The 15108-nt window shown below is 43.3% G+C and carries 14 protein-coding genes; 9 read left to right on the top strand and 5 right to left on the bottom strand.

Going from position 1 to position 15108, the window contains the following annotated elements; genetic code table 11:
* Positions 1-78: 78 nt before the first annotated feature.
* Both FED51_RS16475 and murC read left to right on the top strand, forming a co-directional pair.
* Complete coding sequence (locus FED51_RS16475) at positions 79-1176, top strand: nicotinate phosphoribosyltransferase (protein WP_010899390.1); 1098 nt, start codon at positions 79-81, stop codon at positions 1174-1176.
* A gap of 306 nt (positions 1177-1482) precedes the next feature.
* Positions 1483-2784 carry a UDP-N-acetylmuramate--L-alanine ligase gene (gene murC, locus FED51_RS16470; RefSeq protein ID WP_138090684.1) on the top strand — a complete coding sequence of 434 codons (1302 nt, stop codon included), beginning with the start codon at positions 1483-1485 and terminating at the stop codon, positions 2782-2784.
* Between the two features lie 120 nt (positions 2785-2904).
* Here murC and FED51_RS16465 read toward each other — a convergent pair whose 3' ends face one another.
* Positions 2905-4020, bottom strand: a complete 1116-nt coding sequence (locus FED51_RS16465) for an aminopeptidase (protein ID WP_010899388.1) — start codon at positions 4018-4020, stop codon at positions 2905-2907.
* A gap of 180 nt (positions 4021-4200) precedes the next feature.
* Between FED51_RS16465 and FED51_RS16460 the strand changes: the two genes are divergently transcribed.
* Both FED51_RS16460 and FED51_RS16455 read left to right on the top strand, forming a co-directional pair.
* Entirely contained in the window at positions 4201-4647 is a 447-nt protein-coding gene (locus FED51_RS16460) for a DUF948 domain-containing protein (RefSeq protein WP_053430487.1), read from the top strand.
* Entirely contained in the window at positions 4647-5069 is a 423-nt protein-coding gene (locus FED51_RS16455; protein WP_053430488.1) for a YtxH domain-containing protein, read from the top strand. The genes FED51_RS16460 and FED51_RS16455 overlap by 1 nt, the downstream gene beginning before the upstream one ends.
* Before the next feature lie 11 nt (positions 5070-5080).
* On the opposite strand, the gene FED51_RS16450 is transcribed toward FED51_RS16455, so the two are convergent.
* Entirely contained in the window at positions 5081-7243 is a 2163-nt protein-coding gene (locus tag FED51_RS16450; protein ID WP_053430489.1) for a cell division protein FtsA, read from the bottom strand.
* A gap of 218 nt (positions 7244-7461) precedes the next feature.
* Between FED51_RS16450 and FED51_RS16445 the strand changes: the two genes are divergently transcribed.
* The 5 genes from FED51_RS16445 (at position 7462) to FED51_RS16425 (ending at position 12305) form a co-directional block, all read left to right on the top strand.
* Complete coding sequence (locus FED51_RS16445; RefSeq protein WP_010899384.1) at positions 7462-8556, top strand: bifunctional 3-deoxy-7-phosphoheptulonate synthase/chorismate mutase; 1095 nt, start codon at positions 7462-7464, stop codon at positions 8554-8556.
* A 285-nt stretch (positions 8557-8841) separates the two neighbouring features.
* Entirely contained in the window at positions 8842-9843 is a 1002-nt protein-coding gene (ccpA, locus tag FED51_RS16440) for a catabolite control protein A (RefSeq protein WP_053430490.1), read from the top strand.
* Positions 9844-9890: 47 nt separating this feature from the next.
* On the top strand, positions 9891-10700 hold the full coding sequence (gene motP / locus FED51_RS16435; protein ID WP_010899382.1) for a flagellar motor protein MotP: 810 nt from the start codon (positions 9891-9893) through the stop codon (positions 10698-10700).
* A complete protein-coding gene (gene motS, locus FED51_RS16430; RefSeq protein WP_010899381.1) occupies positions 10690-11442 on the top strand; it encodes a flagellar motor protein MotS in 753 nt (250 codons plus the stop codon). Before motP ends, motS begins: the two co-directional genes overlap by 11 nt.
* 161 nt (positions 11443-11603) lie before the next feature.
* The gene (locus tag FED51_RS16425) at positions 11604-12305 is read left to right on the top strand and encodes a 5'-methylthioadenosine/adenosylhomocysteine nucleosidase (RefSeq protein ID WP_053431929.1); all 702 of its coding nucleotides are present in this window, start codon (positions 11604-11606) and stop codon (positions 12303-12305) included.
* Between the two features lie 79 nt (positions 12306-12384).
* Here FED51_RS16425 and FED51_RS16420 read toward each other — a convergent pair whose 3' ends face one another.
* Genes FED51_RS16420 through FED51_RS16410 form a run of 3 tightly spaced genes read right to left on the bottom strand, consistent with a single transcriptional unit; the run spans position 12385 to position 14870 of the window.
* On the bottom strand, positions 12385-13554 hold the full coding sequence (locus FED51_RS16420; protein ID WP_053430491.1) for an acetoin utilization protein AcuC: 1170 nt from the start codon (positions 13552-13554) through the stop codon (positions 12385-12387).
* Positions 13551-14198, bottom strand: coding sequence for an acetoin utilization AcuB family protein (locus FED51_RS16415; RefSeq protein WP_053430492.1), 648 nt, complete (start codon positions 14196-14198; stop codon positions 13551-13553). Before FED51_RS16415 ends, FED51_RS16420 begins: the two co-directional genes overlap by 4 nt.
* Before the next feature lie 39 nt (positions 14199-14237).
* Positions 14238-14870 (bottom strand): GNAT family N-acetyltransferase, encoded by a 633-nt coding sequence (locus FED51_RS16410; protein ID WP_053430493.1) that lies wholly within the window; start codon positions 14868-14870, stop codon positions 14238-14240.
* Positions 14871-15108: the final 238 nt, after the last annotated feature.

Here is a 15108-nt window from a genome sequence, read left to right as displayed (position 1 = left end):
ACCTAGAGAAAAAGAGCTCGTTCCGGTCTCCTGAGAGGAGAAGACACAAGGGATGATGGCAAGGGAGTTAAATTGGTTATGAAAGAAATCGAACAAAAAATGCAAGGTAAGATTAAACGCTTGACCAATAAAACCTTCAAATTTGATGAGCGGGTGCGGGACGGATGGTTTTCCGCTGTCTATTTTTTAAAAACGAGAAACATTGTTGAAAAATATCGTTCGAACAATACGGTGACGATGCAATTTTTTCAAAAAGAGCATGCGATTTTGTGCGGAACGGATGAGGTCATTGCTCTCATTAAGACATTCGCAAAAAATCCGGACGAGCTTGAGATTCGTTCACTGAAAGATGGGGACAAAATAACCCCGTTCGAAACAGTGCTAACCGTAACAGGCCCATATCAAAATTTTGGCTACTTAGAAGGAATTATTGATGGCATTTTTGCGAGGCGAACATCGGTTGCGACGAACGTATACAATGTCGTAAAAGCAGCGCGTCTCTCTGGTAAACAAAAGCCAGTCATTTTTATGGGGGATCGTGACGACCATTTTACCCAACAGTCTGGTGATGGATACGCTGCTTACATCGGTGGATCAACGGCACAAGCGACCCATGCGATGAACGAATGGTGGGGGAAAAAAGGGATGGGGACGATGCCGCATGCCTTAATTCAGCTGTTTGAAGGCGATGTTGTCGCAGCAACTCAAGCTTATTATGAAACGTACCCTACGGATGAATTAACAGCACTTGTAGACTATAATAATGATGTGATTACCGACTCATTAAAGGTGGCTAGAGCTTTTGGCGAGAAGCTAAAAGGAGTTCGAGTCGATACGTCACGGACGATGGTCGATCAGTACTTTTGTCGCAATCCACAAGTAATGGGGTCGTTCGACCCTCGAGGGGTGAATCCTCCACTACTTTTCGCTCTTCGTGAAGCGTTGGACAAAGAAGGTTTTCAACATGTGAAAATCATCGCAACTGGAGGATTCAATGCGGAGAGAATTGCAGCATATGAAAAACAACAAGTGCCGGTAGATATTTACGGTGTTGGTAGTAGTCTGTTAAAAATACATATCGGATTTACTGGTGACAACGTAATTCTGAACGGAAAAGAGCAAGCAAAAGCAGGACGAAAATATCGCGACAACCCTCGCCTTGAAGTTGTAGAATAAAGAACGTATCTTTAGCCTGCCGCTTTGCGACAGGCTACTATATGCTTAAGGTCCCTCTGGAATGGAGGGGAAATCTGTGCTTTTCCTGTTACTCACACATATATATTGAATTGATTATATTGTATCAAGGATAATGTTTAAAGTGGAAATGGCATGTTTCTATGATGTGTGGTACTGGAAAAGAATGTTCACTCGGTCGATTGGTGTTAAGGTTAAAGTTTGTTATAATAATTCAATAATTATTGGATACAGATGATACCTTTATTATGGACGCGGTTGAAACCACAAACATATGGAGGTTCCCCCATGACAACTTTTCATTTTATCGGAATTAAAGGATCGGGTATGAGTGCTTTGGCACAAGTCCTACATGACATGAACTATCAGGTCCAAGGTTCCGATGTCGAAAAACGGTTTTTTACACAAAAGCCCTTAGAGGAAAAAGGGATTCCTATTTTTCCTTTTCAGAAAGAAAACATAAAAGAAGGACAACAGGTAGTTGTTTCTGCTGCTTACTCAGACGAACATGAAGAAGTGGTAGCAGCGAAAGAGCAAGGCTTAGAGATCCAGTCCTATCCAACGTTTTTAGGTGAATTTATCCAGCGGTTTACAAGCATTGCTGTTACGGGTTCCCATGGAAAAACGTCTACGACTGGTTTACTTTCTCACGTGCTAGGCTCTCATTGTCCAACATCTTTTTTAATCGGTGATGGAACTGGTAAAGGAGCGGCAGATAGTCATTACTTTGTATTTGAAGCTTGCGAATATCGTCGTCACTTCCTAAACTACCGACCAGACTACTGTATTATGACGAACATTGATTTTGACCATCCTGATTATTTTGACGATATTAACGATGTTTTTTCGGCTTTTCAAGAGATGGCGATGCAAGTGAAAAAAGCAATTGTCGCTTGCGGGGATGACGAGCAGCTCCAAGGCATTCATGCGAATGTACCAGTGGTTTATTATGGATTCAATGAAGACAACGATTTTCAAGCCCGAAACATCGAAGTTACATCTGAGGGTACGCATTTTCAAGTGTTCGTTCGCAACAATCATTATGGGGATTTTACAATTCCTAGATTCGGGAAACACAATGTCCTGAATTCGTTAGCGGTTATCGCTCTTTGCCATTATGAAAACATTCCGGTTGAGGTATTAGCGCGCGAACTGAAAACGTTTGAAGGTGTGAAACGGCGCTTTACGGAAAAAACGCTGGGCGGTCAAATCCTTATTGATGACTATGCCCACCATCCGACAGAAATTTCTGCAACGATTGAGGCCGCAAAGCAAAAATACCCAGATCGGCCGGTAGTTGCGATTTTTCAGCCCCACACATTTTCACGGACAAAAGCGTTTTTACATGAGTTTGCGAAAGCTTTAAAGCAAGCCGATCACGTCTACCTTTGTGATATTTTTGGGTCAGCTAGGGAAAACAAAGGCTCGTTGTCGATTGAAGATTTGCAAGCGTTAATTCCTGGTGCTCACTTGTTGTCAGAAAATGACCTAGCTCCGTTGCAAGATCATCGAAGCGGTGTTCTTCTTTTTATGGGAGCCGGGGACATTCAAAAGTTTCAACAGGCGTATGAGCACGTCTTAACAACGTAACGGAAAAATAAAAAAGCAGCTACTCCTCAAAATGAGGAAGCTGCTTTTTATACTTTTTATAGAAAAACGACGCTACCGCCATTTAACACTCTGCGGTAGCTAAATCATACGCTCCTGTCGTTATTTTAAGTTTTCTGGATTAAGTCCTTGTAGTTCGTCAATGACAAATCGGCCATCTTTCCGGATAAGCTGATCATCAAAATAAATTTCTCCCCCGCCGTATTCAGGGCGTTGAATCATGACAATATCCCAATGGATGGTGGAGTGGTTTCCATTGAAGGCATCGTCATAGCATTGTCCCGGCGTAAAATGAAAACTCCCGTCGATTTTTTCGTCGAAGAGGATGTCTTTCATCGGGTGAAGAATGTATGGATTTACACCGATGGCAAATTCTCCAATGTATCGAGCGCCTTCATCCGAGTCAAGAATTCGGTTGATTCGCTCAGTATCGTTGGCAGTCGCTTCGATAATCTTTCCATCTTTAAAAGTAAAGGATACTTGTTCAAAGGTGAACCCTTGATATGGGGTAGGTGTATTATAGCTGATCGTTCCATTCACCGAATCTCGAACAGGGGCGGTATATACCTCACCATCTGGAATGTTCATTTCTCCTGCGCACTTGACTGCAGGAATCCCTTTAATCGAGAAGGTTAAATCAGTACCAGGACCTTTAATTTGAACTTTGTCTGTCCGGTTCATGAGCGCAACAAGGGCATCCATCGCGTGACTCATTTTTCCATAGTCTAGATTACAGACGTTAAAATAAAAATCCTCGAAGCCTGCTGTGCTCATGTTTGCGAGCTGGGCCATAGAATGGTTCGGGTAGCGAAGGACAACCCACTTTTTCTTAGGTACACGGATTTCTCGATGAACCTTTGTACCAACAGTTTTACCCCATAAAGCCAACTTATCTCCAGGGACATCGGAAAGCTCAGATATGTTATCTCCAGAGCGCAAACCGATGTATGCGTCCACTTTCTCCATCATCGTCGCTTCTACATGGGCTATCAGTTCTAATTGCTCTTCCTGTGCTCCTAGAAGAAGTGAGCGATCCACTTGGTAATCTTTTAATAGGACAAATGGGTAACCACCTGCTTCATAGGCCTTTTCCACAAGGGCTGTTACTAAATCACGCTGTAAGCCAAAATTTTCGATTAATACTTTTTCGCCTGGTTGAAGCCTAATCGAGTAGTTAATTAGGTTATCTGCTAGCTCTGTTATTCTTGGATCTCTCATTCACGGTCCCTCCTTTTATCGTCACTACCTTATTGTAAACGATATGCCGTTTAGTTCCTAGTTACTTGAAAAAAGTTGAAGGAGATTAGAAAAAAACTGCGAAAACGTTTATAATGAAGGGTAACGCTAGTTTAATGAATGGCCAAATTGGGTACACCCATCTATGTAAGGAGGTGTCATATGGAAGGCTTATTATACATAAGCGCCATGATCGTTGCCCTTGCTTTTGCAATTTTAGTGATTTTCGTTATTCGTACGCTCCGTTCCGCGACAAAGACGTTGGATCATGTTGCAAACACAATGGCAGGGCTCGAAAAGCAAATGACAGGGATTACGAAAGAAACGGAACAATTGCTGCATCGGACCAATCAGTTGGCTGATGACCTCCAGCAAAAATCAGAGTCGTTAAATACGGTTTTCGATTCTGTTAAGGATATGGGACAAGCCGTCCAACAGGTGAATCAATCCGTTCGTCATGTCGCTGACCGGGTCGCTACAGAAACTGAACGACAATCAGGTCAGATTGCACAAGTGGTTCAATGGGGCAATGTTGCCATTGATCTATACAAACGCTTTAAAGAAAGAACGAAAGTGAAAGATGTAAACCAAACCAAGGAGGAGTTATAATGGCAGAAATGAACACGAAGGACTTTCTAATCGGTACGCTGATCGGTGGAATTGTTGGAGCTTCCGCCGCTCTATTATTAGCACCTAAGTCGGGAAAAGAACTTCGAAGCGATATAAGTGATCAAGCACAAATCGCCCGTGAAAAAACAAGCCAGTTTACATCTTCAGCCTACGAAAAAGGAAATGAGTGGGCGTCGATTGCAAAAGAAAAATCAACAAATTTAGCAAAAACGGTTAGTGATCAATCGAACCAAGTCATGGATAAGGTGAAGGAGCTTACGAACAAAGGATACGATGAAGCGAAACAGCTTACCGATGAATTGACATCGGAAGTGCAGCAATCGGTTGAAGTGGTAACTGAGGAAGCGAAAAAAGAAGCAGCAGACCTCGAACAGAAAGTCGAGGAAGAAGCAAAAAGCTAAGCCTTCATGGCTTAGCTTTTTGCTCGTTCTTCTAATTGAATGTATAATTGATCGCCATCTCTAATCTGCGTTTGCAATTCAATTTCATGATCATTTCGCAGCAAACGTACCGAACGGTAACGGGAAGGGGAGAGGTCAATATCGATGACAGAAAAGAGATCTTGAAATGTAAATGGCTGTATTTCCTTTTTCTTTAGAATGATCGACTGATGGGATCGAAGCGGCTCGTTAGGATCTAAGCACCTGTCGTTCTCCCAAAACGCCATCGTCTTTTTTTCCAATGTTACGGGTTGTCCATTAACGGTGACCGTGATCGTCATTGTAGGTTGAAGGTTCAGCTTTTCCCATAATGAATTAATTGTATATGGCTTTGTCACTTTATGAATGTAATCAATTTTGTCGAAAGCCTTCAAAGGTGTCTCCCCTGTTACCGGGATACCATTCTTTAGCAACCTTCCTTCTTCATCTGTCCATTCTATCTTTTGGCCATCTACAAAAACAGTGAATGGTTTTGGCTCAGAAAAGGAAATCCCTAACTGATCAAACGCTTCAGCAATCGTTTGTGGGAGCATGACATCGATAACATCCCGTTCTTCAACGGCCGCCTCTAAAGAAGTAGGTTTTCCGTTTTTTGTAATTACTCCTGTTATTTGCTTTGCTTCTCCGTTAATTTCAATCGATAAAGTAGGCACCTCATCAAGCAAATCGCTTATTTTGGGTGAAGCCTTTTTTCCATCCTGCCCAGGTATTACTTCGATTCGATCCTCTGCTTTTAACGGTTCATCAAGGCTCGTTGCTTCTCCATTTTTCATAAGCATCGGAGGTTCCCCATGCTCTCCTGGGATCGTAATGAGTCGACCTTGGAGAGTCATCATGACAGCTAAACCTGGTTTTCCATATAATTTTGCAATGTCGATCCCAGCAGCGATTAATCCATCTCCAACCGTTAACGTTTTCACATCAAACAACCGTAGTGTTCGGCCGTTTACCGTGATGCTTATATATTCAATCGGATTTTCTTTCGCTGCAATGGCAATGCCGATCGGTGTCACCAATTCTGGACCTTTATATTCTTCAGATACTTGTTTTAAATCTTTAATGGCATCGATGCCTCGAACAGCGACTCGATTGTCTGGAAGCTGGAGACAACGGGCTAAATGTTGCGGGAGCTCTGGTGTTAAGCTTCCCCCTCCAACGAGCATTACGGCCTTTGGTGCTTTACCATTTAAGTTGAGAATTTCATTGGCAATCCCATGGGCTAACGTTTGAACCGATGGCCGTATAGCACTTAGCACATCTTCTTTTGCTAAAGTGGTTTCCATCCCTAATATATCTTGAATGGTGACCTCATCATGAACCGTTATCTCTCGTTTCATTCGCTCGGCATCGGGAAAATCAAGAAGAAATTGATCGCTTAAAGCCTCTGTCATTTCATCTCCAGCCACCGGGACCATCCCATAAGCGGTAACAGTTCCTTCCTCTGTAATCGCAATATCGGATGTGCCTGCTCCAATATCGACAAGAGCCACATTTAACCGCCGCATAGAAGGAGGAATGAGGACGTTAATGGCTGCGATAGGCTCCAGCGTCAGCGCTTCGAGTGACAAGTCAGTTCTGGATAATGCGGCCATTAATGATTCCACAACGACTTTTGGCAAAAAGGTGGCAATGACCTCTACAGCGGCCGTTTGTCCTGTCTGATCGAGAAGGCTTCCGATCTCTTCATCATCTAGCTTATAATGCAATACTGAATAGCCAACGCAATAATAGTTCCTAGAAGCTTCATCTTTCTTATCCTGAGCGAGGGCAAACTGGGCTTTTTGCACAGCACTCAACTCGAGATGGAGCAGATCGTCTCTCGTTAGCATGGGCTTTCCGTCAATGTTCATATCAAAGGCAGCTTTTTGGGTTCGTAATGAACGACCAGCAGCTGCAACACATACTTTTGATAAGGGTCCATGCCGTTCTTCTAACGTTGACTTGACTTTACCAATGACTTGGGCGACGGCAGGCACGTTATGGATTTGACCGTCAAGCATGGAGCGTTCCGCATGCTCCATGACTTCCATATCGAGCAATTCATAGCCGTTGTTCTCCTCTTTTAATAGAAGACCAACGACTGTACGCGTTCCAATATCAAGAGCGAAAACAGGCGAAGCGGTATTCTGTGTCATGGATCGATCACCTACTTGTTCGAAATAAAGGCGGCAAACGTATACCGCTTCTTCTATTCTAGCGAAATTTACCTTGGGCGTCATCCTTTCGTACTATTTTTACTTTAGTGCTTAAAAGCGTCTAATTAATAAAGAAAAAGTTCGTGACATTTGAAAAAGGATCGTTTATAATAGTCCGTAATCGATAGAAGCCAAGCAAAACGAAGGAGTGGAGAATAGTGAGCAATGAGCAGCTAGATTTGTTAAGAGATAAGTTAGATGAGGTAAACTTAAAGCTTCTTGAATTGATTAATGAGCGCGCGCAACTCGTGCAGGAAATCGGTCAGCTAAAGAGCAAGCAAGGCGTTAATCGTTTTGACCCTGTTCGCGAGCGAAATATGTTGAACCATATCGCAGAAAACAATAAAGGGCCGTTTGAAACATCGACCCTCCAACATATTTTTAAGGAAATTTTCAAAGCAAGCCTCGAACTTCAAGAAGATGATAACCGTAAAGCGCTACTTGTTTCACGGAAAAAACACCCTGAGAACACGATTGTCAACGTGAAAGGGGAAACAGTTGGCGATGGCGAGCAACGTCTTATTATGGGACCTTGTGCAGTTGAAAGCTACGAGCAAGTAGCGGCTGTAGCAAAGGAAGTAAAAGCAAGAGGACTTAAACTATTGCGTGGTGGTGCATACAAGCCAAGAACATCGCCTTACGACTTCCAAGGATTAGGACTTGAAGGGTTAAAAATTTTAAAACGTGTGGCAGATGAGTTCGACTTAGCGGTCATTAGTGAAATTGTAACGCCAGCGGACCTTGAAGAAGCAATCGATTATATCGATGTGATTCAAATTGGAGCCCGTAACATGCAAAACTTTGAACTGTTGAAAGCTGCCGGATCTGTGAACAAACCTGTTCTATTAAAACGAGGTCTATCAGCAACGATTTCTGAATTCATTCACGCGGCAGAGTATATCGTTTCAAAAGGAAATGGGCAGATCATGCTATGTGAGCGTGGCATTCGCACTTACGAAAAAGCAACGAGAAACACACTCGATATTTCAGCGGTACCAATCTTGAAGCAAGAAACGCATTTACCGGTTCTAGTAGATGTGACTCACTCTACTGGCCGACGTGATCTGCTTCTCCCGACAGCAAAGGCAGCTCTTGCTATCGGCGCCGATGCGGTAATGGCTGAAGTGCATCCAGATCCTGCTGTTGCTTTGTCAGACTCAGCACAACAAATGGACATCGGGCAATTCCATGCATTTGTCGATGATCTTATTGCATCAGGACTATACAAAGATGCAACGAAAACTCCTCAATAATGAGGAGTTTTTCGCTGTTATCTGATAACGATCGGCTATGGCCAAAAAATACATTTACATAGAGTGGATAAGCTAAAAAATGGGAAAGGTATAAATAGGAGTAGGTTCGTGTTGAAATAGGGCGAGTTACGATCAAAAAGAACTCGCCTTTTATGAAAAAATGTTGAAAGTTTTTTCATTAATGTCGATATAAGTAGAGTAAGACATTGCGGACCTCCTCATAGTATCGTATGATAACAATACATTCATATGAAAAATTATTCCTTTAGATAGAGGAGGATCACATTGAATACTACGATTTATGATGTTGCACGTGAAGCAGGGGTATCTATGGCAACGGTATCCCGGGTGGTCAATGGCAATCCAAATGTAAAACCAGCGACGCGAAAAAAGGTGCTGGAAGCCATCGAACGACTTGGGTATAGACCAAATGCTGTAGCAAGAGGATTGGCGAGTAAGCGGACGACGACAGTTGGGGTGGTTATTCCAGATATCTCAAGTATCTTCTTTGCAGAACTTGCACGGGGGATTGAAGATATCGCGACGATGTACAAGTATAACATCATTCTTTGTAACTCTGATCAAAACAAAGAAAAGGAAATCCATCTCATCAACACTCTTTTAGAGAAACAAGTGGATGGTATTGTCTTCATGGGTGGAGAAATTACAAATGAGCATGCAGAAGAATTCAAGCGGGCGCATGTTCCAGTTGTATTAGCAGCAACTTTAGATGCAGAAAAAGAAATCCCATCTGTAAACATCGATTACAAACAAGCTGCTTTCGATGCTGTCACCTATTTAATTGAAAAAGGACATACTTCCATTGGCATGGTTTCTGGATCGTTAGAGGATCCTGTAAATGGCTATCAAAAATATGCAGGCTACCGGGAAGCGTTGGAAGAGAGAGGCGTTGCATTCGATGAATCGATGGTCGTCATTGGCGATTATACATATGATTCAGGGATTGATGCGATGAACGTCTTTACGAAGCTAGAGAAAAGACCGACCGCGATCTTTGTAGCAACCGATGAAATGGCGTTAGGTATTATTCATGGGGCTCAGGATCATGGACTTAATATCCCGGATGATATTGAAGTCATCGGTTTTGACAATACCCGCCTAGCGACAATGGTTCGCCCAACCCTTTCAACAGTAGTCCAGCCTATTTATGATATAGGGGCTGTTTCCATGCGGTTATTGACTAAGTATATGAACAAAGAAGAGGTAAGTGAGCATATCGTCGAACTTCCGCACCGCATTGAGTTTCGCCAATCGACAAGACCCTAGCTCTCCGTGACATCTAGATTCATCACGTGATAGGCAGGGAGAGGGATATGAAAAAATTTGATATTTTAACACCTGTGGGTCTTTTTCTTGGAATTACAGTTCTATTATTAGCTGTGTTCTCAAACTCTGGTCCTTCAGGAATCGTCTTCTTCATCCAGATTTCCTCCGTTCTTATCGTTATTGGAGGAATCGTATCGGCACTCGTTATTACCTTTTCTTTTACCGAGTTAAAACAAGTGCCAAGAGTACTAATGGAGGCCTTTCGAACGCAAGATCACGATTTGGGGAAACTTGTACAGACATTCGTGAATCTGTCAGGAAAGGCAAGAAGAGAAGGGCTACTAGCATTAGAAGCCGGTCTTGATGAAGAGGTGGAAGATCCGTTTATTCGGAAAGGGATCCTTCTTGCTGTCGATGGTATTGAACCAGATGTGATTAAAGACATTATGATGGCTGAAGTGACCGCGATGGAAGAGCGGCATACAAAGAGCCGAGCGCTGATTGATAAGGCGGCAGAGTATGCGCCAGCCTGGGGAATGATCGGTACATTAATCGGACTCGTGTTAATGTTGCAAAACTTAAATGATCCATCAACTCTTGGACCAAACATGGCGGTGGCTTTGTTGACAACTCTCTATGGAACGGTGTTAGCAAACCTTGTCTTCTTACCGATGTCCACCAAGCTCATGAACAAAACAGACAGCGAAGTGTTTGTGAAGCAGATTATTATTGAAGGAGTAATCGGTGTTCAGTCAGGTCAGAACCCGAAAATCCTTGAAGAGAAACTAAGCGCATTTATTACGAAGAAAGATAAGGAAGCAGACGAAGAAACGGGGGACGAAGCGAATGAAGCGTAGAAAACGTCAGCCAGAAAAAGGAGCACCAAGATGGATGGTTACTTTTTCTGATTTGATGACGCTCATTCTCGTCTTTTTCATCCTCTTGTTCTCCATGTCTGTAGTTGATGCGCAAAAGTTTCGAGCCATTGCAGAGTCGTTTCAACAGCGACAAGTATTTGAATTCCTTCCCTCTGCAATCGATTTTGAAAGTCCAAAAGAAGATCGGGGAGAAGAGCGGAAAGAACCGTTCGATGAAGGAGAGTATGGCGATGAGCAAAAGGATGAAGTGGATCTTGATGAACTGCTAGCTGAGGTGGAAGAGTTCTTAGAAGAGAATGAATTGACAGAACAAATTTCTGCCACCCGGGATGATCGAGGGGTTGTTCTCATTTTGCAAGAACAAGCTCTCTTTGAGACAGGAGAAGCTGAGGTTTTACCAGGAGCAAGACCATTTCTTGATAAGGTCGGAACCTTAGTAGAATTAATTCCGAATATCGTCAAAGTGGAAGGTCATACCGATAACCGGCCGATCTCGACGTACCGTTACCCTTCAAATTGGGAATTATCAGGTGCGAGAGCGAGCAGTGTCATTCGTTATATTATCGATCATCATAATGTTGACCCTAGTAGGTTTATCGCTACAGGCTTCGGTGATACAAGGCCTGTTGTCCCGAACACAACAGAAGAAAATCTGCAGCAAAACCGTAGGGTTATTATCGTTATCTCAGACCCTACCACAAATCCAGATGATACGTTTTAATGCAGCAACTTAACAATCCTCTTGCATGAGGGTTGTTTTTTTCTACAATCTAGGAAGCACATGGATAATGGCAGAGGATTGACTTGTGACATACTAACGGTGGCAATCTGTTGTTTGACAAAGAAATGATTACTTATTTTCCAAAGGGGGAAGAAAAGACCATGAAAACAATTGGTCTCATTGGCGCAATGAAGGAAGAACTAGCATTAATAAAAGAGCAAATGGATGTCATCAGCGAGTCGACTTTAGCGACCGTTTGTTTTTATGAAGGGACCATTCATGGGGCACGAGTCGTACTCGTTAAATCAGGTGTGGGTAAAGTGAACGCCGCGATGACAACCCAATTATTAATTGACCACTTTCATGTAGACGCCATCATTTTTACTGGGGTTGCTGGAGCTTTATCTCCTTCACTTGAAGTTGCAGACCTTGTCATCTCTACATCACTTCAGCATCATGACATGGATGGCACCCCTCTTGGATTCAAGCGAGGAGAAATTCCGATGTTTGAACGATCATCTGACTTTTTAGCAGATGAATGGCTTGCATCTGTAGCTTATGATGTAGCGACAAACGAGACGGGACGAAAGGTTGTTAAGGGACGAATTGTGAGCGGTGACCAATTTATTGCTGATCGCCATAGGGTGAGAGAGCTTGCTGAGAAATTTGATGCTGTTTGTGTTGAGATGGAAGGGGCAGCTGTTGCTCAAGTGGCAGCGCTGAATCAGATTCCGTTTGTCGTAATTCGTTCGATTTCTGATAAAGCGAACGAGGAAGCGAATATATCCTTTGCTGAATTTACGAAAATCGCCAGTGAGCAATCACAATTAATTGTAAGTGGGATGCTCAAAAAGCTTACATAGGAACGAGAGACTGGAGTGCCAAGTTTATCTCCAGTCTCTCGGCACATATACGACAACTAGACATGTTTTCATAAACTGTCTATGTTTGCGTTTTCAATTCTGTGTAAATGTGATATAATGCCTTCTCGACAATTTTCTTGTTTTTCTCTGTAATTTCATCACGGCGCGGAATGGTAGGTAACTCTTCATTTTCATCTTCCCAATGTGAAGGCAAAGGATGCTGAGCATATGTGGTCCATTTACTGAGCCATCGCTCAGGTAACGGCCCGTTAGCTTTTTGCAATTGATCGGTCATCTCAAGCCATATCATAGCCCATGCCCGTGGAACCACTCGCCAAATATCATAGCCGCCACCACCGACAGCAATCCATCGGCCCTCACAATATTCATGGGCAAGGGCGTGAGCAAGCTGAGGGATGTAGCGGAACGTTCGCATTGAGGCGCAAAGGTGTGTTAACGGATCATGGAAGTGAGCGTCAGCCCCGTTTTGCGTTAAAATGACGTCTGGTTTAAAAAATTTCACGACGTTTGTAACGGCCTGTTCGTAGGCGAATAAAAAGGAGTCATCCTCCGTAAACGCATCGAGAGGAATGTTAATCGAATAACCATATCCTTCGCCTTGCCCTTTTTCATTAAAGTTCCCTGTTCCTGGGAAAAGGTAGCGACCGGTTTCGTGAATGCTCAATGTACAAACATCGTCCTCCTCATAAAACGCCCATTGGACACCATCACCATGATGGGCATCTGTATCAATGTAAAGAACACGTGCACCAAATTTGCGTCTCATATATTCGATCGCGATTGAGCTATCATTGTAAACGCAGAAGCCTGAAGCTTTCCCACGAAACCCGTGATGTAAGCCGCCGCCTAGGTGGCAGGCGTGCTCGGCATGACCTTCCATCACTTGATCGACAGCAGTTAGCGTGCCCCCGACAAGAAGGGCCGCGGCTTCATGCATGTTTTTAAATATCGGAGTGTCTTCCGTTCCGAGACCATAGTTCAATGCGACCCCATCGCTTAACGTTCCATTACCGGCAGCCTTCACTGCATCGATAAACGCTTGATCGTGAATGAGGCGGAGTTCAGCCTCTGTGGCTACACGAGGGGCTACAATTTCTGAATCATCCAAAGCGTTCATGCTTTTTAACAGATCATAAGTTAATCGCAAACGTTGATGGTTAAAGGGGTGGGTCGAGTGAAATTGATACGACAGCTGGTTTTCTGAGTAAACAAAGCTTGCTTTTTTCATGTGGCGATCCCTGGAATGTTGGGCCACAGCACGTGATACCCTTTTGATTGGAGGTCACTAATTGTTCCCCTTGGATCCATCGATTGAATGCGAAAAGCTAAAATTTTATAACGTTCATCTTCCCTATCTGGGTAGACGAGGACGCTTGCGATATTCATTTGCCGCTGTTTCATAATTGCTGCTACATCTGCTAATTGGCCAGCTTTATTTTCCACGCGCACATAAATTTGTGAACTCGGCTGGTGAGCTCCCATCAATTCTACGAGCGTATGCAGAACATCCGTGTCTGTTACGATCCCGACAAGCTGCTCCCCTTCTGTCACTGGCAGACAACTAATGCGATTTTCATAAAGAAGTCTCGCGGTCTCTGCGACTGAATTTAGAGGATGGACGGTAATCACATCCTTTGTCATGATGGAAGATACGGGTTTCTGCAAGTCCTCTTGATGTTCATCCTGATGGAATATGGACGGGCTAGCATCACGTATATCTTGATCTGTTACGATGCCGATAACGTCCTTTGATTTGGTAATGACAGGGAGGTGGCGGAATTTTTCTTGAATCATCGTCTGATAAGCTTCTTTGATCGTTGTTTGTTCATGGATTGTGACGACGTTACGTTTCATAATCTCTTCGATGAGCATGAAAACGATCACCTCTTTTGAGTGTCTTATAGAGTAGAATTAGTACATAAACCGGTTTTGGAAGCGCAGCTGATCGAACGCCTGAATCGACTCTGGGGCCACTCTTTTCCCGATTCGGGCCATCAAGCAGTTAGCCGGATGGGAGCATATTTCAGGGTCATCAGTCGCATACCATTCCAGACCGCCAGCGCTCATCATTTTTTCCATCACTTTTCGGTATTCCCATACATTGAGACCACTCCCTTTTAAGTCCCAATGCCAGTAATACTCCGTTGTAATAATGATGTAATCCTCCATTGCATCGTCTTTCATCGATAGTCTGAGAAGGTTTTTTCCAACCTGAGCTCCGCGATATTCAGGGGCAATTTCGATCGCACCAAGCTCAATTAAATTTTCAATTTGTCCTTGTGACCAACGTTCCAGCGGATCTGGGTACACAAAGGTCACATAGCCGACGATCATTTGCTCATGACGGACAATATTCACTCGGCCCTCGGGTAAATCGGCTATTTCAATTAAGGCCTTTCTCTGTTCCTTAGGTGGACGAAAAGCGACGAGCCCTTCATGAAAGTCGAGCTCCGAAAGCTGTTTTCCTGATAAAGGACCTTCAAGGACGAGGGGAAATCCGTTGGCTTCGTGCTTTACCGCATAGTACGTTTTTTTATGAATCATCACTTGAACCACCTTTAATGATCGAAGCGCTCGTATTTACGCTCGGCGCTTTTTTCTGTTTCCTTGGTTGTATATCTATTCATAGTATACATGATGTTGCCCCAAATTGTTGTTTGTTCTGCGGATTGCCACATGATTATTTTCTCATAAGTAAAACCAATACACAATTTGAAATTGAAAAAATTTTCTAACTGTACTATAATAGTACGAGAATTTGAAAATAAGAGAGGGAGATGAG

The organism is Halalkalibacterium halodurans (genome assembly GCF_005671335.1).
GTDB lineage: Bacteria > Bacillota > Bacilli > Bacillales > Bacillaceae_D > Halalkalibacterium > Halalkalibacterium halodurans.
The sequence above is the reverse complement of the archived record's forward strand: the minus strand, read 5'-3'. Positions and strand labels throughout refer to the sequence as shown.